This is a genomic window from Halomonas sp. ALS9 (assembly GCF_001651035.1).
GTDB lineage: Bacteria > Pseudomonadota > Gammaproteobacteria > Pseudomonadales > Halomonadaceae > Vreelandella.
The window spans coordinates 140,122-161,741 of the sequence record NZ_LXRG01000233.1 but is presented as its reverse complement, the minus strand read 5'-3'; the positions used below and the strand labels follow the sequence as shown (position 1 = coordinate 161,741).

Here is a 21,620-nt window from a genome sequence, read left to right as displayed (position 1 = left end):
GTTTTAACTGAGCTCTTCCGGCTTCCCTTGGGTGCGCTTGGCCAACGACCGATTAGCAACCTTAAAACATACTCGCATCAGCGGCATCAGAAGCCACAATAGCGGTGTGAGTAACCAGCGGTAGATAAAGCGTGTAATAAACAGCACCGGCAGAAGCACAAATAGCCAGATCAGAAACTGGCCCAACCACACTGGCCAACCAAGCCACGTCGAGAGATTGGCACCCAGCGCACTGACTAGGCTTGGGTGTCGCACCACCACGTAAGCAGTGCCCGCGACCGCTGCCACCTTAGCTATACGCGGCAGCGTGGCAAAGCGTCCGCCCGAGGCAATAAAGCCTTGGCGCAAACCGGCCCGAGCCCTCTGAGCTTCCACACTTCCCACTCGAGCAGCACGAGCGGCTCTGCCTGCGCGTAGCACCTTAACCGTACTGGCCATGACCAACAGATCGACACCGGCCCAGCCCAGATGGCTTGCACCAATATTGTCGCCCTGCCGCCACTGACTTTCTAAATCGCGCAAGCCGCTGGTAAAGAAATCGCCTACGCCCGCCACCAAGCGCTCGCCCTGCAACCACTCGACGTCGCCTTGATCATTGACCACGAACTGATTTAGCAGCGCATGGCCATTAGCATCCAGCAATGCAATCCCCATCTGGCCGCGTCGATAAGGTGTAAACTCCGAACTCACCTCGCCCTCTTCATCGCTCCACCATCGGCTAACCTGCTGATAGCGCTCACCAACCCAGTGCTGGGCGCGCAGGGTAGTGATATCGTGATCACGGAAGTAGCTGATGGGCAGTACCGCATCCGCGCCAAAACGCACCAGAACTGCCTGGAATTGAGAAGAAAGCCCGTAATCGAGCAGTGTGCTGCGTGCTAGATCACCATGGCGCAACACCGCCAGTGAGGCACTCATCCACAGCGCCTGGTCGGCGGCGTAGCTGAGAAACAGCGCGTTGATCTCTGCAGACTCTTGTTCAAGCGTGGACTCTAAAGAGGGAAGCGCCCGCCCTACTTCCAGGCGCACCAACTTGTCTTCAAACGGCTCGTGAGAGGCCACGGCAGAAAGCAGCCCGGCAATCACCACTGCTGATAGCGCTATTAACTGCCAGGGCCGCATCGCCATTTACCCCAACGTCTCCGCCGTCACGTTGGCCGCCGCAGGCTGGGTAGAATGGTGTCGATTGATCGCGCTGAGAACGCCTTTCATAGAGGCACTGGTGATGCTCTCATCGGTACCCACCCCAAACACCGCTTTGCCGTCGATGCGCACTTCCACATAGGCAATCGCTTCAGCGTCGGCGCCTTGGCCACGGGAATGTTCGTGGTAGTCGATGATTTCCACATCGTGCCCAGCCCTGGCAAGTGCTTTAATAAAAGCGGCTAACGGGCCATTGCCTTCACCGTTGAGCGTTTGTCGTTCGCCGTTTTGCTCGACCACGGCATCCAGCGTGACTTTGGGGCTATCAGGCTCCGACGACAAACGGTGGTTAACTAATCCAAACGGCGCACGCTGCTCTAAATATTCATCCGAGAACGCCTGATAGATCATCTGTGAGGTGATCTCACGCCCAGTGCGCTCGGCTACTTCCTGCACGACCTGACTGAACTCGATAGAGAGCCGACGCGGCAGCTCAATACCGTGTTCCTGCTCAAGTAAGTAGGAAACCCCGCCTTTACCCGACTGGCTATTAACCCGGATAACCGCTTCGTAACTGCGGCCCACATCCAGCGGGTCGATGGGCAGATAGGGCACATCCCACAGAGCGTCAGGATTAGCGCGGCGATCCGCCATGCCTTTTTTGATCGCGTCCTGGTGGGAACCGGAGAAAGCGGTAAACACCAAATCACCCACGTAAGGATGGCGCGGGTGTACCGGCAACTGGTTGCAGTACTCCACTTCGCGCATCATCGGGGTGATATTGGAGAAGTCGAGCTGCGGGTTAACGCCCTGGGTGTACATATTCATCGCCAGGGTCACGATATCGACGTTGCCGGTACGTTCGCCGTTGCCAAATAGAGTGCCTTCTACACGGTCAGCGCCAGCCATCAGCGTTAGCTCGGCTGCCGCAACGCCGGTGCCACGGTCGTTATGGGGGTGAACGCTGACAATCAAGTGGTCGCGATTTTTGACATGGCGGCAGAACCACTCGATCTGGTCGGCATAGTTATTCGGCGTTGCAACTTCCACCGTGGCGGGCAGATTGACGATCATGGGCTTTTCAGCGCTGGAACCGTAAGCGGCCATGACCGCTTCGACGATCTCAACGGCGAAGTCCATCTCAGTGGTGGTGAAAAGTTCCGGCGAGTACTGGAACGTCCAATTGGTTTCCGGCGCGGCATCCATTTGTGCGCGAATCTGCTGGGTAGCCTCCACGGCGATTTGCACGCACTCAGGCTTATCGACGTTGAATACCACTCGGCGAAACATGGGATCAGTGGCGTTATAAACGTGGACAATGGCGTTCTTGGCGCCTTTCAAGGCTTCAAAGGTGCGCTCAATCAAGTGCGGACGCGCCTGGGTCAGCACCTGAATGGTCACATCCTCAGGAATTTTATCCTGCTCAATCAACGAGCGCACAAAATCGAAGTCCGTTTGCGATGCTGACGGAAACCCCACCTCTATCTGTTTGAAACCGACACTAAGCAGCATGTCGAACAAGCGCTGCTTGCGCTCTTGATCCATGGGATCAATCAGCGATTGATTGCCGTCGCGCAGATCGACGCTGCACCAGATAGGCGCTGATTCAATGCGCTGGCTCGGCCACTGACGGTCGGGCAGATCAACGGCCACAAAGGGACGGTATTTTTTGGCAGGATCAGTCAACATCATGGCGGCTCTCCGAAAATCAGTCAGTTGCGGGCTTGTCGATGTGCTTGCAGCCCACTTTGTTCTGGGGTGTGGGGGCTATTGAGTAGGCTTGGGTGAGGGCTGACTCCATGCGATCAAGCTGTGCTTTCAGCCCGCGAACGTCATTGCGTAGCGACTGCAGCTCAGCCTCTTCGCCTTCGCCGTTGTCCAGCGCCATTTGCGCGCTCTCTTTCTGCATCACGTCCAGCACAATGCCAATCATCATATTGAGAAAGATAAAGGCGTTCAAAAAGATAAAGGTTAAAAAATAGATCCAGGCGTAGGGATAAACCTCCATGGCAGGATAGAGCACGGCGGTGGCCCAGCTCTCAAACGTCGCCACCTGAAACAGCGTTAGCATCGCTAGGGAGATGTTACCCCACAGCCCCTCATCAACATTGTGAAAAAGAAAACTGCCAATAGCGGCGTAAATATAGAAAATGATAAACATAAGTAGTACCACGTAGCCCATCCGTGGAACTGATTTCACCAGCGCACTGAGTAGCATCTGTAGCTCGGGAATCATCGACACCAAGCGCAGTACCCGGAAAATACGCAGCAGCCTCGCCAGCAGTACCATTTCCGAATCGTCCATGGGAATTAGGCTGGCGGTAACAATCAGAAAGTCAAAAACGTTCCAGCCCTTTTTGAAAAAGCTTAGCAGGCTGCGCTCTGCGGCCATTCGGATTAAAATTTCGATCAGGAAAAAAATCGTTACCGCAATATCAAGATAGAGCAGCCACTGCTCAACCTGAGTGGTTTCGTCATAGGTCTTTGCCCCTATTACCAGGGCGGAAATAACGATAATGGCGATCACCACGGCTTCAAAAAGCTTATTTGAGCGCAGCTTTTCAAAGCGGGCCTGCCAGGTAGTAAAGGCGTCACTCATGTAACAAAAAATCTCTTAACGGTTAATCCGCACACTTTATACTAAAATTACACACCTACTACACAAGTGATATCCTGTTGTTTCACTTGATGTATCCTACGCCACCAGAACGCCTCTATAGGCGCCCTGTTGGTACTCTTTTGTTTAGCCGCTGGATGACCCCATGACACTGCTTTGGATAGCCTTATTGCCTCTGCTAGGCGTACTGGTACCGGCACTTACCGCACAGCGCGGTCGCGGTTTCTGTTCACTTGCGACTGCCGTGCTGCCGGCGACTGCCTTAGTAATGACGCTACTCAACGTGCCGGCTCTGCTAGACGGTGAGCAGCTGCGCTTTTCGGCCGCCTGGATGCCTGAGCTGGCGCTGAACCTAGCGTTCCGCCTGGATGGGCTGTCGCTACTGTTCAATCTGCTGATACTCGGCATTGGCCTGCTGATTATTCTCTATGCTCACTACTATTTAGCCAAAGATGAGCCCTATGGCCGATTCTACGCCTTCCTGATGCTTTTTATGGCATCAATGGTGGGTATTTCAATGTCGGACAACCTGATTCTACTCTGGCTATTCTGGGAGTTAACCAGCCTTTCCTCGTTTTTGCTGATCGGTTACTGGTCGCACCAGTCGGACGCCCGTAAAGGCGCACGTATGGCGCTAACGGTGACGGGCGCAGGCGGTCTGGCACTGCTGGCAGGCTTACTGCTGCTCGGCGATATGGCGGGCAGCTTCAACATGGGCGAGGTGCTGGCCAGCGGAGACGTTATTCTTGCCGACCCGCGCTACCCGCTTATGCTGGGTTTAGTACTGTTGGGTGCGTTTACCAAATCAGCTCAGTTTCCGTTTCATTTTTGGTTGCCCCACGCCATGGCGGCGCCCACGCCAGTATCGGCCTACCTACACTCGGCCACCATGGTAAAAGCGGGCATTTTCCTAATGGCACGGCTGCACCCCGCCATTGCGGGTAGCGAACTGTGGAGCGTAGTGGTCTCGTTGGTGGGCATTGTCACCATGCTATATGGCGCCTGGTTTGCGCTGATGAAAACCGACTTGAAGGGCATTTTGGCGTTCTCCACCGTTAGCCATTTAGGCTTGATTACCGTGCTGTTGGGCATCGGCAGCCCCATGGCGATTTTGGCGGCGCTATTTCACATTCTGAATCACGCCACCTTTAAAGCCGCGTTGTTTATGAGTGCTGGCATTATCGATCATGAAACCGGCACCCGAGAGCTGAAACAGCTCGGTGGGCTGAAAAAAGCCATGCCGGTGACCGCGCTACTAACTACCCTGGCAGCGGCAGCGATGGCGGGCGTACCGCTGTTTAACGGCTTCTTATCCAAAGAAATGTTCTTCACCGAGGCGCTAGCGACGCCCGTTCTAGGTGGCCTAAGTTGGTTATTGCCTGCGTTGGCGGCGCTCGGTGGTATCCTTTCGGTCGCTTACTCGCTGCGTTTAGTACATGCCGTGTTCTTCAAACCGGCCCGTGAAGCGCCACCAAAATCGCCCCATGAGCCGCCGCACCTAATGCGCCTGCCGGTAGAAATATTGGTCGTACTCTGCGTAGTGGTGGGTCTGTTCCCGGCCTTTATGGCAACGGGATTGTTAGAACTTGCCAGCCAAGCGGTAATCGGGAGTCCGCTCGATTTTCATCTGGCGATCTGGCACGGCGTTAATCTACCGCTCATCATGAGCCTGCTTGCCTTTGTGGTGGGTATTGCGCTGTATTGGCGGCATGCCGATATGCGTCGATTTACCCAGCAGTTTGCCGGGGTGGATGCCCGGCGCGTGTTTGAACGTATTCTGGTTTCCATGGGCTATCGCGCCGAGCAGCTTATCGCGGCCCTGGAAGGCAACTCGCTGCAGCGCTATGTGGGATGGCTCTGGCTAGGCGCATTAGTCATGGGTGGGGTCGGTCTGGTTCAGATCACCGACTTAACGGGTGCTGCTGGCAATCAAGAGCTGGATGGTATCCTCATACTCGGGGCGGGAATGCTTATGTTTGGCGGCATAGCGACCGCCGCCACCCACCGCTACCGGCTGATTTCTTTGCTGATGCTTTCGGTCGTCGGATTATTTGTGGCACTCACCTTTGCCCGTTTCTCGGCGCCCGATTTAGCCCTGACACAGCTTTCGGTGGAAGTCGTGACCATGATTCTGCTGATGCTGGCGCTATTTTTCCTGCCGCAGAAAACACCCCGCGAATCCAGCCCGCTGAGGAATATCCGCGACATGCTGCTAGCCGGCTCACTGGGTCTGGTGATCGCCAGCCTTAACTACGCGGTGATGACCCGTGACACGCTGTCGATTTCTAGTTTCTTTATGGAAAACAGCAAGCCAGGCGGTGGCGGATACAACGTGGTCAACGTCATTTTGGTCGACTTCCGGGGCTTCGATACCTTGGGTGAAATCACCGTACTCGCCATCGCAGGTCTGGCGATTTTCAAGCTACTAAATCGTTTACGCTTGTTTATACCGCACAGTGATGGTGAAGGCCGAGTATGGTCACCTGATCGCTACCCGGCGATTCTAACCTCCATCTCAATGACGCTACTTCCATTGGCGCTATTGGTGTCAGCGTTTATCTTCCTGCGCGGCCATAACGAGCCTGGCGGCGGCTTTATTGCCGGGCTGATTACCGCGGTAGCACTGATTCTGCTGTATATGGCGCGAGGCGTGGCGTGGGCGCAAGAGCGCTTAAACTTCCCCTTCCAGCCAGTGGCGGTCATTGGGGTGGCCATTGCCACGCTAACAGGGTTAGGCAGTTGGCTGTTTGGCTACCCGTTCTTAACATCCGCATTTGGTTACTTCACGCTACCGCTGATCGGTACCTTTGAATTAGCCACCGCACTCCTATTCGACCTCGGCGTTTACTTAGCCGTCGTGGGCGCTACGTTAATGATTCTTGCCAACCTGGGCAAAGTGACCACCGCCCACCGCCCTGTGACCGAAGCTTCTGAAAAAGATGCCGAAGCCAGCGCTGCAACGCCCTCTGCCAAGGAGCCTCGCTAATGGAACTGCTCTATGCGATGACCACCGGCGTATTGACCGCTTGTGGGCTCTACCTCACTCTTCGCGGCCGCACCTTTCCGGTCGTAGTGGGCCTTACGCTGCTCTCTTATGCAGTGAATCTTTTCCTGTTTTCGATGGGTGGATTGACCACTGACGGGGCCACCATTGTGTCTGAAGGAACTGACTACGCCGACCCGCTCCCCCAGGCGCTGGTGCTCACCGCCATTGTGATCGGCTTTGCGATGACGGCATTTGTGGTGATCTTGGCGATGCGCGCACGTAGCGAAGTGGGTAACGACCACGTCGACGGTAAAAAGGAAGACCGAGAATGATGCAGCACCTGATTGTTTTTCCTGTTGTTCTACCGTTAGTGGCAGGTATTCTACTGCTTTATCAGCGCCAAGGATTAGTACGTTACAAGCGCGCAGTGAGTGTTACCGCCACCGCGCTACTGCTGCTGGTAGCGATTGGCTTGTTACGCCAAGCGGCTAGCGGTGAAATCACTTACTACGCACTCGGTGATTGGCAAGCTCCGTTCGGCATCGTACTGGTGCTTGATCGTCTCTCGGCCTTAATGTTGCTGCTGACTGCTGTATTGGCCGTTGGCGCAGTGGTCTTTGCCTGCGCGGGCGATGACGAGAAAGGCAGTAACTTCCATGGCCTTTTTCAGTGGCAATTGCTGGGCATCAACGGCGCTTTTTTAACTGGCGACTTGTTCAACCTGTTCGTCTTCTTTGAAGTGCTGCTGCTGGCGTCTTACGCCCTGCTACTGCACGGTGGCGGCAAAGCGCGCATTCAGGCAAGCGTCCACTATGTAGTGCTCAACCTGGCGGGCTCTTCGCTGTTTCTGATTGCGGTGGGGATTCTGTACGGCGCCACGGGCACGCTAAACATGGCCGATATGGCGATCCGGGTCGCTGACCTACCGGCAGAGCGCGATGGTTTAGTGACCGCCGGTGCACTCATGCTGCTAGTGGTGTTTGGGTTAAAAGCGGCGATTCTGCCGCTCTACTTCTGGCTGCCCAAAGCCTACGCCTCGGCCCCCGCGCCGGTGGCTGCACTGTTTGCGATTATGACCAAAGTGGGGATTTACGCCATTCTGCGCGTCTACTCACTTATTTTTGGCGATAGCGCTGGCGGCTTGGAGGCGCTGGAGCAGCCCTGGGTATGGTGGCTGTCGCTCGGCACCTTGGCCGCCGCTGGCGTTGGGGTAATGGCCGCACGGGATTTGCGCTTGCTGGTGGCTTACCTGGTGTTAGTATCGGTGGGCACGCTGCTGGCAGGTATCGGCATGCGCTCCTCCCAGGCGGTCTCGGCGTTACTCTATTACCTGATCCACACCACGCTGATCACCGGTGGTCTATTCCTGCTAGCAGAAATGATTGGCTTGCAACGTGGCAAAGCCGGCACCCGTTTGGTCAAGGGTCGCCCTATGGTGCAAGGCGCAGGACTCGCCATGCTGTTTTTTGTCGGCGCCATCGCCGTGGCAGGCGTGCCGCCGTTTTCCGGCGCGTTCGGCAAGGCATTAATGCTTAATGCCGCCGAGGGCTCCCAGCGCCTATGGCTCTGGCCGTTGCTGCTGCTGACCAGCCTTGCTTCGCTGATTGCCCTTTCCCGGGCAGGCTCTACGCTGTTTTGGCGTAGCCACCGGGGCACGATCAGCGGTAGCTCACTGCCCCGTTGCCAATGGTTTGGGGTTATCTGGCTGCTCAGTGCAGCCCCGCTATTAGTCGCACTTGCAGGGCCTGTGAGCAGCTACACTCAAGCCACGGCTGAGCAATTAGCCAACCCTCAAGTGCTGATTCGCACGCTACTACCTGATGCTGGAGATGCCCAATGATCGCCCCGCGTTCCTGGCTACCCACGCCTGTATTATCCCTACTGCTGCTGGTCGTTTGGCTGCTGTTAGTACGCAGCTACGCTTTTGGTCAGTTCGTACTCGGCGGCTCATTAGCTATTTTGATTCCCCTACTGACCCACCGCTTTTGGGATGCCCGTCCACTGATCGGCAAGCCCTTCATGCTGCTGCGGTTTATCTTCCGGGTACTGGGCGACATCATCACCGCCAACTTTGAAGTGGCTTACTTAATTGCCAACCCATGGCGCAGACTTAAGCCTCATTTTATTGAATATCCGCTAATGCTCGAAGAGCGCTTCACCATCACGCTACTGGCCAACACGATCAGCCTGACCCCAGGTACCGTATCGGCCAATTTGCGAATGGATGGTAAGTCTCTGCTAATTCACGCCTTAAATGTCGACGATGAAGAAGCGCTGATTAACCAGATTCGTGAGCGCTACGAACGCCCGCTCAAGGAGATTTACGAATGCTGAGCATTGCGCTTTATATCACCTTAGCGCTGGTGGTGATGGCACTGTTGATGAACCTATACCGGCTGACCATCGGCCCCAGCCTGCCCGACCGGGTACTGGCTCTAGACACTATGTACGTCAACTCGATTGCGCTAATTGTGTTGTTAGGGCTTTGGTTGAACAGTAAAACCTATTTTGAGTCGGCGCTGCTGATCGCGATGCTAGGTTTTATCAGCACCGTCGCGGTGTGCAAATATATTCTACGCGGAGACATCATCGAATGATTAACATGAGCTGTCGAATGATGAATACAAGCGGTCGTTTGATGAATATGCGTCAGGGGGAACTATGCCAGTCATCATAGAAGCGCTTATTTCGCTGCTGCTGATCGCTGGCGGTGTGTTTGTGTTTATCGGCTCGCTGGGGATGGCGCACCTGCGCGATTTCTATATGCGCCTACATGGCCCTACCAAGGCCACCACCTTGGGCATCGGCTGCATGCTGATTGCTTCGATGCTGTATTTCTGGAGCATTGACGGTAAACCGGATGCTCAAGAGCTGCTGATTACGCTATTCCTGTTTATTACCGCCCCCGTCAGCGCCCACCTGTTAGCCAAATCCGGCTTGCACCTGCGCTTAAAACACGCTGATAAAACCCAGGGTAAGCCGGTAGAGCTACGCCCTGAAGAAGTGGGCGAGAAGCCGGTACCGCACCCCGATAAAGGCCATGGCTAAAACGGGTAAAATCACATCAAAATAAAAAACAAGGCGGCGCCTAATGGCACCGCCTTTTTTATGGCGTTAAATTCTGCTGATGGTAACCCAGCAGGTAGAGAACACCGTCAAGGCCCACCGACGATATCGCCTGGCGCGCCTGGGCGCGCACTAAAGGTTTGGCGCGAAACGCGATACCCAGACCCGCCTTGGCGAGCATTTTCAGATCGTTGGCACCGTCACCCACAGCAATGGTTTGATCCAGGCTAAAACCTTCCCGCAAGGCAATGGTTTCTAACAGTGCAGCTTTGCGCTCGGCGTCGACAATCGGTTCGCTCACAGCGCCGGTTACTTTGCCCTCTTCGATGATCAACTCATTGGCATGGATCTCGTCAAAACCAAGCTTCTCCTGCAAGTGATGAGCAAAATAGGTAAAACCGCCTGAGAGGATCGCCGTGCGGTAGCCCAAGCGCTTTAGGTTGGCCATCAACCGTTCAACGCCCTCCATCAACGGCAGCTCTTCAGCGATTTCCGCTAGCACGGACTCATTCAAACCGGCCAGCTTACTCATCCGCTCGCGGAAACTCGCTTTAAAATCGAGCTCGCCGCGCATGGCCCGCTCGGTGACTTCTGCGACCTCTTCGCCAACCCCATGGCGGCGAGCCAGTTCGTCAATGACCTCGGCTTTGATCAGCGTGGAGTCCATATCGAAACAAACTAAACGGGGCTTAACGTGATCGCGTGTATCGGCTTGGATAACAATATCAACGCCCAGGGTTTCGCTCAGTACCAATGCGGCATTGCGCACGGCCTCAACATCTACCCCGCCTACCAGTCGTTGCTCAACACAGTCGATACCTTCGCCCTGCTGTCTATCGGCAAGGCGCTGGGTGCTGATTTCCTGTAGACCAAACTGCCCGATAAGTGCGTTTACTTGGGCCTGAATATCCGCGCTTAATCGCGGCGCTAAAACGGTTAGGATCAAGTCACCGTTTGCCATCACTTAGCTCCTACCATCATTTATTCCCCTGCCTCTAAACGGTCAACTTTTTGGAAGCCGCGGGGCAGCTTGCTACCACGTCGGCCCCGCTCGCCACGATAATAGGCCAGATCGTCGGCTTTTAGGGTTAACTTGCGCTTACCGGCATGAATCATGAGTGCGTCACTGGCGGCTAACACCGCGATACCGGTGACAAACTCCTCCCTGCGGGCAGCACGTGGGCCTGGGATATCGAGCATCTTATTGCCTTTGCCTTTGGACATCTCCGGCAATTGATCTAGCGGGAACAGCAGCAATCGGCCTTCGTTGGAAACCGAGGCCACCCACAGCTCGTCGCCCTCTGGCACGTCAACCGGCGCCATCACATTGCAGCCTTTGGGCAGGCTAAGCACCGCTTTACCGGCTTTGTTCTTGCCGGTGAGCGTATCCAGCCGCGCCACAAAACCATAGCCACCGTCGGTAGCGAGCACAAAGCGTCGTTCGGGTGGTGCAAACATCAGCCCTGCCATTTTCGCTCCAGCCGCCACATTAGCGCGCCCGGTAACCGGCTCACCCTGCCCCCGCGCACTCGGCAGGTTATGCGCCGATAGCGTATAGGCACGCCCGGTGTCATCCAGCAGCACCAGAGGCTGATTGGTTTTGCCTTTCGCTGCCAGCTGGAAGCTGTCCCCGGCTTTATAGGAGAGCCCCTCTGGGTCGATATCGTGCCCTTTCGCCGCGCGAATCCAGCCTTTATCAGACAGCACCACGGTAATCGGGTCAGCGCCAAGCAGCTCTACTTCAGACAGCGCTTTGGACTCTTCGCGCTCGACCAGCGGTGAACGGCGTTCATCACCATGCTCTTTACCCGCCGCGCGGATCTCTTTTTCGATCAGGGTGGTGAGCTTGGCTTCGCTGCCTAACAAGCCTTCTAAATATTTGCGCTCTTTTTCCAGCTCGTCCTGCTCGCCGCGAATTTTCATCTCTTCGAGCTTGGCAAGGTGGCGCAAGCGTAGCTCTAGAATGGCTTCGGCTTGACGCTCGGAGAGGCTAAAGGCCGCGATCAGCGAAGCTTTAGGGTCATCATCTTCGCGAATAATGCGGATCACTTCGTCCAGATCCAGGTAGGCGATCAGCAGGCCTTCCAGGATATGCAGGCGGTCTTCGACCTTGCCTAAGCGGTGTTCTAAACGGCGGCGCACCGTGCTGCGACGGAACTGCAGCCACTCGCCGAGCATTTCGGGCAGCGGCATCACCCGTGGGCGGCCATCCAGGCCGATCACGTTCATATTCACCCGCACGTTCTTTTCAAGATCCGTGGTGGCAAACAGGTGGGCCATCAGCGACTCAACGTCGATGCGGTTGGAGCGCGGTTCGATCACCAGACGAGTGGGTTCTTCGTGGGTCGATTCATCGCGCAGGTCGGCCACCATGGGCAGCTTTTTGGCCTGCATTTGGGCGGCAATCTGTTCAAGCACCTTGGCGCCGCTGACCTGATAGGGCACCGAGGTGATAACGATATTGGCTTCTTCGCGGATGAAGCGGGCGCGCAGCTTGACCGAGCCACGGCCGGACTCATAAAGCTTACGCAGATCCGCGGGCGGGGTAATAATTTCCGCATCGGTGGGAAAATCCGGCGCGGGCACGAATTCCATCAAATCCGCGGTAGTAGCCTTGGGGTTGCGCAGCAGATGGCAAGTGGCTTCGACAATTTCCGAAACGTTATGGGGCGGAATATCGGTAGCCATACCAACAGCGATCCCAGTACCGCCGTTGAGCAGCACATGGGGAAGCTTGGCGGGCAGCACCAGCGGTTCCTGCATGGTGCCATCGAAATTAGGCGCCCAATCGACGGTACCCTGACCCAACTCCCCCAGCAACACTTCGGCAAACTTGGAGAGTTTGGCCTCGGTGTAACGCATGGCGGCGAAGGATTTAGGGTCGTCGGGGCTACCCCAGTTGCCTTGGCCGTCCACCAGCGGGTAGCGGTAGCTAAACGGCTGCGCCATCAGCACCATGGCTTCGTAGCAGGCGCTATCGCCATGAGGGTGGAATTTACCCAGTACGTCGCCGACGGTACGCGCCGACTTTTTGTACTTGGCGTTGGCATGCAGCGCCAGCTCGCGCATGGCGTAAATAATCCGCCGCTGCACGGGCTTCATACCATCGCCAATGTTGGGCAGAGCGCGGTCGAGAATGACGTACATCGAGTAGTCGAGATACGCTTTTTCGGTGTAGTCGCGCAGGGAAAGACGTTCGACGTCGCCCTCCGCTACTTGAATATCCATATCGATCATATCCTACCTTAACAACAAAACCGCCCCAGTCGGGGCGGCTGATAAGCGGACGCGCGGCCACTTAACATGGCTCGCTAGGTTAATTGATACCTTTCGTTTGATGCCTTCGTTTCGTGTGCTAGTGCTGCCGTTTGAGAACTGCCGTGAAACTCATCAAGCAATCCTTTCAAGCGCTGGGCCTGAAGCGACAGCTCATTAGCAGCACCAGCGGCCTGGCTAACCAAACCGGCGTTCTGTTGCGTTACCGTATCCATTTGGGTAACGGCCCGATTGATCTCGTCAATGCCGTTGGTCTGCTCGCCAGACGCTTGGCTGATTTCACTAATTCGCGCGGTCACCTCTTCAATCGCCACTACAATTTCTTTCATGGCAGATTCAGCCGCCTGAGCATAGCCACTACCGGTCGCAATCTGCTCAGAAGTGGTTTTAATCAGCCCATTAATGTTTCTGGCAGAGGCAGCACTGCGTGACGCCAGCTCGCGGACTTCGCTAGCCACCACGGCGAACCCACGACCATGCTCACCTGCCCGCGCTGCCTCTACCGAGGCGTTTAGCGCCAATATATTGGTTTGGAAGGCAATATTTTCAATCACGCTAACAATGGTAGACACTTCACCGGAGCTTTCGTTGATCGCTTCCATGGATTGCGCCAGCCGCGATACTTGCTCACCACCTTGCTTAACTTTTTCCACTGACTCCTTCGCTCGCTGGTCTGCCTCTTGGGCGTTGTCAGCGTTGCGCTTCACCGTTGCCGCCATTTCTTCCATCGTGGAAGAGGTCTCTTGCAGAGAAGCTGCTTGCTCTTCGGTGCGGCTAGAAAGCTCGGTATTACCCGCGGCAATTTCCGTCGACTCACTGGCGATGGCATCCGCCACGCTGCGCACGTCGCCAAATAGATGCTGCAGTTTATCCGAGTAGCGGTTGACAGCGCTGCGTAGCTCGCCAATTTCATCGTCGCGATAAATAGTCAGCTCACGGCTAGAGCCACCCTGCCCTAACTGATCAATCTGCAGCGTGGTACTGCGAATTTGCCGCAACAGGATGCGTCCACCCCACCAACCAAGAGCAAGCAACAGCGCTAACAAGGGCAGAATGACAACCAACAAATCACGCGTTAGGGTACGCGCCAGCGCCGTCACTTCCTCTTGAGGCGTCATTAAACCAAGCGTCCAGCCAGTATCCTGCATATCAAACAAACGCACCGAAGCGGGGGCATTCAACACACCTGCGGTTTCAACGCTGACTTCGTCACGCCCTTCATTTAGGCCATCAATTACCGGCTGCAACCAAGGCATACTGCTTATTAAATTCGCCAGACCTTGCATCTCATCCGTTTCCAGATCAGCACCCGGGAAATGAATCACATTGCCCGCGCTATCAAGCACAAACGCATAACCACCGGTCGCACCGCCGTTTTCAGTTAAGAACTCGGCCACACCCTCAAGCTGCATATCAATAGTGGCCACGCCCGCAAACTCATCATCGAGATAGTAAGGGACGCTACACGTCACCATTGCCACGCCCGTAGCAGGATCACGATAGGCCGTTGACCACACGCACTGCCCTGGTTCGGCGTCACGGGCGCTGCTGTACCACTCTTCATCCTGATAGGGCGACATACCGGGGGCGTTGTAATCATCTAAAAACTCAAGCCCGCCCTGCTCGTTCCTTGCCCAAAAGAAGCTAAAGCGCTCAACCCCTGCTTCAAATGCATTAGGCTCTGGCCAAATCCCCCCGCCGACAATGACGCTGTTACCATTGTCATCCACCACTCTAGGGAAGGCTTGCAAATAAAGTTCTTCTTCGCGAGGTAACGACTCAGCCAACGCGGCAAGGCTCGATGTATTGCCTTCAACCCGCGATAACTGCGCATCCAAAGCGTTAACGATCGATCCGCCTGTTCGATCCACCAACGACTGGCTTGCTTCAATCACCAGCGGTTGCCCCCGCCACGCCATCACGGCGTAGATACTGGCGGCCATCAGTAGCATAAGTGCAAGTGCAGCCAGTGTTAGCTGCCTAGATATGGTTTTAAACAATTTTTTTCCCCTATGAATGTGCGGTTATTAGAATTTGTAAGCCCTACATTCAACTATCGGCTAAAGCACGCGTTACTGTAACGATGCCTTAACAACGCCTTATTAACGCTTAGCTGTTTTATCTACACCTCGATATCGGCAAGGTTACCGTAATCTTCCAACCACTTTTTACGATCGCCCGCGCGTTTTTTGGCTAGCAACATATCCATCATCTCCATGGTGCCATCGCCATCGGTCAAGGTGAGCTGCACCAGTCGCCGGGTTTCCGTGGACATAGTGGTTTCACGCAGTTGCAGCGGGCTCATCTCCCCCAAGCCTTTGAAACGCTGCACATTAGGCGTACCGCGCTTACTGGCCAGTTGCTTGAGAATGGCAGCCTTTTCGCTCTCATCCAGCGCGTAATGCACTTCTTTACCCAGATCGATGCGGTAAAGCGGCGGCATGGCCACATAGACGTGGCCCGCATCTACCAAACTCGGGAAGTGGCGCACAAACAGCGCACACAGCAGCGTAGCGATGTGCAGACCATCGGAGTCGGCGTCGGCGAGAATACAGATCTTGTGATAGCGCAGCTTTTCCAGATCGGCGCTGCCGGGGTCGGCGCCAATCGCCACCGCAATATCATGGACTTCCTGGGAGCCGTAAATATCGTGGGTTTCCACTTCCCAAGTATTCAGGATCTTACCGCGCAGCGGCAGTATCGCCTGGGTTTCACGGTTTCGCGCCTGTTTGGCACTGCCGCCGGCAGAGTCCCCCTCGACCAAAAACAGCTCGCTTTGCGCGGGGTCTTGGCCGGAGCAGTCCGCGAGCTTACCGGGCAGCGCCGGGCCAGAAGTGACCTTTTTACGGGCAACCTTCTTAGCTTTTTTCTGGCGATTCTGCGCCGCGCTGATGACCAGCTCAGCAATCGCTTCGGCTTGATCCACATGGTGGTTCAACCATAGGGAGAAAGCGTCTTTAACCACGCCGGAGACAAAGCCCGCAATAGTTCGCGACGAGAGACGCTCTTTGGTTTGCCCGGCAAATTGCGGGTCGAGCATTTTTACCGAGAGCACAAAGGAGGTGCGCTCCCAAAGGTCATCGGCGGTGAGCTTGATGCCGCGGGGCAACAAATTGCGGTATTCGCAGAATTCCCGTAACGCGTCCAACAGCCCAGAACGAAAGCCGTTTACATGGGTGCCGCCCTGGGGTGTGGGAATCAGGTTGACGTAACTCTCCAACAGCGCTTCGCCGCCTTCGGGTAGCCACTGAATCGCCCAGTCCACACCGTGCTCATCGTCGTTAAAATGGCCAACAAAGGGCTCCCGAGGCAGCACTTCATAGCCGTCGGTGGCTTCAACGAGATAGTCGCGCAGGCCATCGGCGAACTGCCACTCGGTGGAAGTGCCATCTGGTTCTAGCAGGGAGACTTTTAAACCGGGGCACAGCACCGCCTTGGCACGCAGCAGGTGTTTCAGCCGGGTCAGCGCTAACTTGGGGCTATCGAAGTAGCTTTCATCGGGCCAGAAACGCACCAGCGTGCCGCTCGCTCGCTTAGGCGCTTTGCCGATTTCATGCAGGTCTTCGACTTTTTCGCCAAACTCAAACGCCATGGCATGGCGCGCGCCATCGCGAGTGACTTCGACATCCAACCGGCGGGAAAGCGCATTCACCACCGATACACCTACCCCGTGTAGACCACCCGAGAAGCGGTAGCTAGTGGAGGAGAACTTACCGCCTGAATGCAGCTTGGTAAAGATAAGCTCAACGCCAGAAACGCCATGCTCAGGATGCAGGTCGATAGGCATACCACGGCCATTGTCCTGCACTTCGATCCCGCCGTCGCTATGCAGCACAACGTTGATCTCGGTGGCATGGCCCGCCAGCGCCTCATCGACGCTGTTATCGATGACTTCCTGAGCAAGGTGGTTAGGGCGTGTGGTGTCGGTGTACATACCGGGACGTTTACGAACCGGCTCGAGGCCCGACAGGACTTCGATGGAACTCGCGCCGTACTGAGAGGCATCAAACTGGGTCATGTAACGTCGGTTCCCTGAAAAAGCGTACTTATCAATTCGTACTTAGCAATTCGTACTTAGCAAATCGTACTGGCAGCCATATTGAATGCTGAAACGAGTCATTGGCGGCTTGCAAAGAAGCACAGGATAGCGGAAAAGCAAAAAGCTGTATATCTAGCCATGCTTATTGCCAGGGGCGCCAAGGATAGGTCACTCCTGCTCTGCCGCCCAGAATGCCTCAATCAACCCGCGGCTTGAGGCATCCATCCGCGATAGATCGCCTTCACCGTCGATGATTTTCTGGGTATCGGTGGCAATCTGTTTACCCAACTCAACGCCCCACTGGTCAAACGGATTAATATCCCAAATGACCGCCTGAACAAACACCTTATGCTCATAAAGCGCGATAAGCGCACCCAGCGTAGAAGGCGTGAGTTGATCAAGCAGCACCGTGGTGGAAGGCTGATTACCCCGGTAACGCTTATGCTCCGGCCTTGGGCCGTCATCTTCCAAGGCATCGTCACCAAGCATCAATACACGGGACTGGGCAAAGCAATTGGCCAGCGCCAGACGGTGCTGGGTTTTAAGGTGGCGCCGGGTATCCGGGTCTTCCACCTCATCGTAGCGTTTGAGCGGTGCAATAAAATCACACACCACCGGCTGCGTGCCCTGGTGCAGCAACTGGTAAAACGCGTGCTGGGCATTAGGGCCAAGCTGGCCCCAAAGCACCGGGCAAGTCGAGTAGTTAATCGGCTGGCCTTGACGGGTAACCGACTTGCCGTTGGACTCCATCTCCAGCTGTTCAAGGTAGGCAGCGAAATATTCCAATCGCCCGTCATAAGGCAGTATGGAGTGCGCGCGGATATCCAAAAAATTGACGTTCCAAATCCCCGCTAACGCCAGCAGCACGGGCAGGTTCTCCGACATTTCTGCCTTAGCGAAATGGTGATCCATGGCGTGCGCACCGGCCAAAAATTCGCGGAAGTTCTCCATCCCCACCACCAGCGCAATCGGCAAGCCAATAGTGCCCCACAGCGAGTAGCGCCCACCTACCCATTCCCAAAAAGTTAACTGGTGGTCGTCCGCAATGCCCCACTCGGTCATTTTGTCAGGACTCGCCGACACCCCGATGAAGTGTTGGCGAACAACTAACTCAGCACTAATCGGAGTCGCACCATGCTGGGTCAAACGGCCCAACAGCCATTCCCGGGCAGTGTTAGCGTTAGAGAGCGTATCAATGGTCGTGAACGACTTGGACGACAACACAAAGATAGTGGTTTCAGGGTTCAAACGGCTTAGATAATCCGCCAACTGCGAACCATCCATGGTAGAGGCAAAATGCACCTCAACCGGATGAATACCTTTCGGCCGAAAGTCTGCCAAGGCGTGGGTAACCATCAATGGCCCCAGGTCGGAGCCGCCAACGCCAAGATTCACCACATGCCGAATCGGTTTGCCGGTGGCGCCCCGCCACTGCCCTGCGTGCAGCCGACTGACCAAGCGCTCCATTTGGGCAAGGCTTTCGTGCACGGCAGCAACGATATTTTCACCTTCAACCTCGAGCGTGGCATCGGCAGGTAAACGCAACGCCGTGTGTAACGCCGGACGGTTTTCGCTAACGTTCACTCGCTTACCGCTTAGCAGTGCCTCAATCGCTGAAGGCACACCCGCTTCAGTAGCCAGCGTAAACAGATGCTCGAGCGTATCGTCATCCCAGCGCTGCTTGGAAAGATCCAGCGTCAAGCCCGCCACCTGGCGAGTAAAGCTCTCCCAGCGCGAGGGTTCGGTGCCAAACAGCGTTTTTAGGTGAACGTGCTGCAGCGTTTCAGCGTGATGCTTTAACGTCTGCCACGCAGGTAACGTATCGGGGGTAGCGCTTGATGCTGAGGCCATGTGGCATCTCCAGTGGCGTCGTTCCGTGCAAGGTCTGTTCTGGCGTACTGTTCTGACATACTGTTCTGACATACAAAGGGCGCGTAAACTACGCAGCCTCATTTACAATACCGGCTTGCCCATGAGTGATGCATCTTACCGTGACGCTATCTTTTCGACACCCCTTGACCGCGTAGCGCGGTTCTCTTTCGATGAGAAGGTAGTCGCCTGTTTTCCTGATATGATCCGCCGATCAGTGCCTGGCTACGGGCAAATTTTGGGCATGCTGAGTTTAATTGCCCAGCGCCATCTTCGCCATGGCGCCCATGTCTATGACCTCGGCTGCTCGCTGGGCGCCTCAGGCCTTGCGCTGGCGGGGGCGTTGGCGCCTGACGCTTTTCGCTACACAGGCGTCGATCTTTCACCCGCGATGGTGGCTCAGGCACGGCAAACCTTTGCGGATGAATGTCCAGCGCACTCTATCCAGGTGGAAGAAGCCGACATTCGTACCCTAGAGTATGCGCCTTCCGGCATGATCATTCTCAACTTTACCCTGCAGTTTCTGCCTGCTGCCGACCGCGATGCGCTGTTGGCACGGCTGTATGCAGCGCTGGAACCTGGCGGCGTGCTGATTCTTTCTGAGAAAACCGTGGATGCTGACGAGCGCGATAACGCTTGGCGGGTCGAACGCTACCACGATTTTAAGCGCGCCAATGGCTACAGCGATTTGGAAATCAGCCAAAAACGCACAGCCCTGGAGAACGTTCTGGTGCCAGACACGCTGGACGCGTTGCATGGGCGGCTAAAGCAGGCAGGCTTTCCGCGCTCAATGACCTGGTTTCAGTACCTCAACTTTGCCTCGCTGATTGCGTTTAAGGAGGGTTAAAGGTGTCGCCGTTATCCGACGATCATCGCGCGATTTATCAGGCGTTTTTAGATCAAGCTAGCCTGGATGCCTCGCTAACACCCTGGTTAGCGAAGCTGCCCGAGCAGCTAGCTTATGGGCTTGACCGCAACCGCCACGGCGACTTGTCTGCCTGGGAAAAGGCCGTGGCCAAACTTCCTGCGCTCCCCAATGAGCGGCACGTCCAGCTGGACAGCGATACTGTCAGCGTCGATCTCGATCTTAGCGACAGCCAGCGGCGCCAATGCTTTAATCTGCTGAGCAAGCTTGCCCCCTGGCGTAAAGGCCCTTTTCAACTGGGTGGCATCCATATTGACACTGAGTGGCGCTCGGATTGGAAGTGGCAAAGAGTGGCGCCACACCTGGCACCGCTAAAATATCGCAAGGTGCTCGATGTGGGCGGCGGCAGCGGCTACCACGCATGGCGCATGGCTGGGGCAGGTGCGGCTTTTGTGTTGGTGATCGACCCTTCGCCACGCTTCTACTGGCAGTTTCAGGCGGTTCGTCACTTCGTCGGCGATGCCGATGACGGTAGAACGCAGTTTTTACCCGTGGGTATAGAAGATGTGCCAGACAACCTAGGCTTTTTCGATACGGTGTTTTCCATGGGCGTGCTCTATCACCGTCCTGCTCCGCTGGAACATCTTCAGCAGCTAAAAGCGGCGTTGGCACCGGGTGGCGAGCTGGTGCTGGAGACCCTAGTGGTCGAAGGCGATGAGCGGACGGTCTTTGTACCCGGCGAGCGTTACGCCGCCATGCCCAACGTCTACTTCCTGCCCTCTTCCCAAGCGCTCTGCCACTGGCTGGAGCGCTGCGGCTTTACCAATGTGCGCGTGGTTGATGAAGCCGTTACCACGCTAGACGAGCAGCGATCAACCGAGTGGATGACTTACCAATCGTTGGCCGACTTTCTCGACCCTGAAGACCGCACCCGCACTATTGAAGGCTACCCCGCCCCGCGCAGAGCGGTGATTTTGGCCAATAAGCCTGGGTGAAAGCTACCTTCTCAAAATCACCAGCCAGCGCCCTAAGTTCATCACACTAGCGAGTGAGGCTGCCACATAGGTAAATGCGCAGGCGGTAAGCACATGCCGGGCGCCGGGCATATCGTAAGGTGGCACATACTCTTTTAGCAGCGGTAGTGCACGGTTAAAGCTGGCATCGAACTCTACCGGCAAGGTCACTAGATGCACCAATGCCGCGGTGCCAAAGCTGATGACCGCCATGGCAATCACAATCGCCAGGCCACCCGGCAAACGGGTCAATAGAAACAGGAACGGGGCGGCCATCATCAATAGAGCGCCGAGTTTTTCGGCTTTTTGCGCAACGCCGACTAATCGGCTGCGCGCCAGCAGTGGCGCGTAGCCCTGATGATGTTGAATAGCGTGACCGACCTCATGAGCGGCCACGGTGACGGCAGTTAGCGAGCGGCCATCATAGTTGTCTGGGGAAAGCCTCACGCAGCGCGTTTCGGGGTCGTAATGATCGCCAAATTCGGTGCGCTCCACACTTGCTCCCTCAATGCCCAGCCTGCGCAGCAAATGATCTGCCAGTTCGGCCCCCGTGCCGGGATAATCGTCTCGGCCACGGGTATGGCGCTTGAGCACCCATTTAGCCCACACATTGGGGAGCACAAAAACCGCCAGCGCAAAAATGATCAGCAGAACAACCATGGCAGCCCCTGTTGATAAGCCAATGCACGCGAATAGCCACACGCACATATTTTTCACAGACCGAATGGCTGTTTTACCACGGGGAC

At 55.8% G+C, this 21,620-nt stretch carries 17 protein-coding genes; 8 read left to right on the top strand and 9 right to left on the bottom strand.

Features of this window, described 5'->3' with window-relative positions:
* Nucleotides 1-3: 3 nt before the first annotated feature.
* The 3 genes from A6R74_RS21335 to A6R74_RS21325 are packed head-to-tail and all read right to left on the bottom strand — an operon-like array spanning nt 4 to nt 3,742.
* Nucleotides 4-1,128 carry a hypothetical protein gene (locus tag A6R74_RS21335; RefSeq protein WP_240488293.1) on the bottom strand — a complete coding sequence of 375 codons (1,125 nt, stop codon included), beginning with the start codon at nt 1,126-1,128 and terminating at the stop codon, nt 4-6.
* Nucleotides 1,129-2,835, bottom strand: coding sequence for a 2-isopropylmalate synthase (gene leuA, locus A6R74_RS21330; protein WP_064236489.1), 1,707 nt, complete (start codon nt 2,833-2,835; stop codon nt 1,129-1,131).
* A gap of 16 nt (nt 2,836-2,851) precedes the next feature.
* Entirely contained in the window at nt 2,852-3,742 is an 891-nt protein-coding gene (locus A6R74_RS21325) for an ion transporter (protein ID WP_064236488.1), read from the bottom strand.
* A 163-nt stretch (nt 3,743-3,905) separates the two neighbouring features.
* On the opposite strand from A6R74_RS21325, the gene A6R74_RS21320 reads away from it, so the two are divergent.
* The 6 genes from A6R74_RS21320 (at nt 3,906) to A6R74_RS21295 (ending at nt 9,794) form a co-directional block, all read left to right on the top strand.
* A complete protein-coding gene (locus A6R74_RS21320; protein WP_064236487.1) occupies nt 3,906-6,746 on the top strand; it encodes a monovalent cation/H+ antiporter subunit A in 2,841 nt (946 codons plus the stop codon).
* Nucleotides 6,746-7,078 carry a Na+/H+ antiporter subunit C gene (locus A6R74_RS21315; protein WP_064236486.1) on the top strand — a complete coding sequence of 111 codons (333 nt, stop codon included), beginning with the start codon at nt 6,746-6,748 and terminating at the stop codon, nt 7,076-7,078. The genes A6R74_RS21320 and A6R74_RS21315 overlap by 1 nt, the downstream gene beginning before the upstream one ends.
* The gene (locus A6R74_RS21310; protein ID WP_064236485.1) at nt 7,075-8,586 is read left to right on the top strand and encodes a monovalent cation/H+ antiporter subunit D; all 1,512 of its coding nucleotides are present in this window, start codon (nt 7,075-7,077) and stop codon (nt 8,584-8,586) included. The genes A6R74_RS21315 and A6R74_RS21310 overlap by 4 nt, the downstream gene beginning before the upstream one ends.
* On the top strand, nt 8,583-9,080 hold the full coding sequence (locus tag A6R74_RS21305; RefSeq protein ID WP_064236484.1) for a Na+/H+ antiporter subunit E: 498 nt from the start codon (nt 8,583-8,585) through the stop codon (nt 9,078-9,080). The genes A6R74_RS21310 and A6R74_RS21305 overlap by 4 nt, the downstream gene beginning before the upstream one ends.
* Nucleotides 9,074-9,343 (top strand): K+/H+ antiporter subunit F, encoded by a 270-nt coding sequence (locus tag A6R74_RS21300; protein ID WP_008958594.1) that lies wholly within the window; start codon nt 9,074-9,076, stop codon nt 9,341-9,343. The genes A6R74_RS21305 and A6R74_RS21300 overlap by 7 nt, the downstream gene beginning before the upstream one ends.
* 64 nt (nt 9,344-9,407) lie before the next feature.
* Nucleotides 9,408-9,794: a Na+/H+ antiporter subunit G gene (locus A6R74_RS21295; protein WP_064236483.1), complete on the top strand. Its 387-nt coding sequence runs from the start codon at nt 9,408-9,410 to the stop codon at nt 9,792-9,794.
* A gap of 58 nt (nt 9,795-9,852) precedes the next feature.
* Here the strand turns inward: A6R74_RS21295 and serB are convergent, their stop codons facing one another.
* The 5 genes from serB to pgi form a co-directional block, all read right to left on the bottom strand.
* On the bottom strand, nt 9,853-10,773 hold the full coding sequence (gene serB / locus A6R74_RS21290) for a phosphoserine phosphatase SerB (protein WP_064236482.1): 921 nt from the start codon (nt 10,771-10,773) through the stop codon (nt 9,853-9,855).
* 20 nt (nt 10,774-10,793) lie between these two features.
* On the bottom strand, nt 10,794-13,049 hold the full coding sequence (parC, locus tag A6R74_RS21285; RefSeq protein WP_240488292.1) for a DNA topoisomerase IV subunit A: 2,256 nt from the start codon (nt 13,047-13,049) through the stop codon (nt 10,794-10,796).
* A gap of 74 nt (nt 13,050-13,123) precedes the next feature.
* Nucleotides 13,124-15,088, bottom strand: a complete 1,965-nt coding sequence (locus A6R74_RS21280; RefSeq protein WP_240488291.1) for a methyl-accepting chemotaxis protein — start codon at nt 15,086-15,088, stop codon at nt 13,124-13,126.
* A gap of 122 nt (nt 15,089-15,210) precedes the next feature.
* Nucleotides 15,211-17,106 carry a DNA topoisomerase IV subunit B gene (gene parE, locus A6R74_RS21275; protein WP_064236481.1) on the bottom strand — a complete coding sequence of 632 codons (1,896 nt, stop codon included), beginning with the start codon at nt 17,104-17,106 and terminating at the stop codon, nt 15,211-15,213.
* A gap of 189 nt (nt 17,107-17,295) precedes the next feature.
* Nucleotides 17,296-18,978 carry a glucose-6-phosphate isomerase gene (pgi, locus tag A6R74_RS21270; protein WP_064236480.1) on the bottom strand — a complete coding sequence of 561 codons (1,683 nt, stop codon included), beginning with the start codon at nt 18,976-18,978 and terminating at the stop codon, nt 17,296-17,298.
* A gap of 121 nt (nt 18,979-19,099) precedes the next feature.
* On the opposite strand from pgi, the gene cmoA reads away from it, so the two are divergent.
* Nucleotides 19,100-19,843: a carboxy-S-adenosyl-L-methionine synthase CmoA gene (gene cmoA / locus A6R74_RS21265; RefSeq protein WP_064236479.1), complete on the top strand. Its 744-nt coding sequence runs from the start codon at nt 19,100-19,102 to the stop codon at nt 19,841-19,843.
* Nucleotides 19,844-19,845: 2 nt separating this feature from the next.
* The gene (gene cmoB, locus A6R74_RS21260) at nt 19,846-20,856 is read left to right on the top strand and encodes a tRNA 5-methoxyuridine(34)/uridine 5-oxyacetic acid(34) synthase CmoB (RefSeq protein WP_064236478.1); all 1,011 of its coding nucleotides are present in this window, start codon (nt 19,846-19,848) and stop codon (nt 20,854-20,856) included.
* Nucleotides 20,857-20,859: 3 nt separating this feature from the next.
* Here cmoB and A6R74_RS21255 read toward each other — a convergent pair whose 3' ends face one another.
* The gene (locus A6R74_RS21255) at nt 20,860-21,534 is read right to left on the bottom strand and encodes a zinc metallopeptidase (RefSeq protein WP_064236477.1); all 675 of its coding nucleotides are present in this window, start codon (nt 21,532-21,534) and stop codon (nt 20,860-20,862) included.
* Nucleotides 21,535-21,620: the final 86 nt, after the last annotated feature.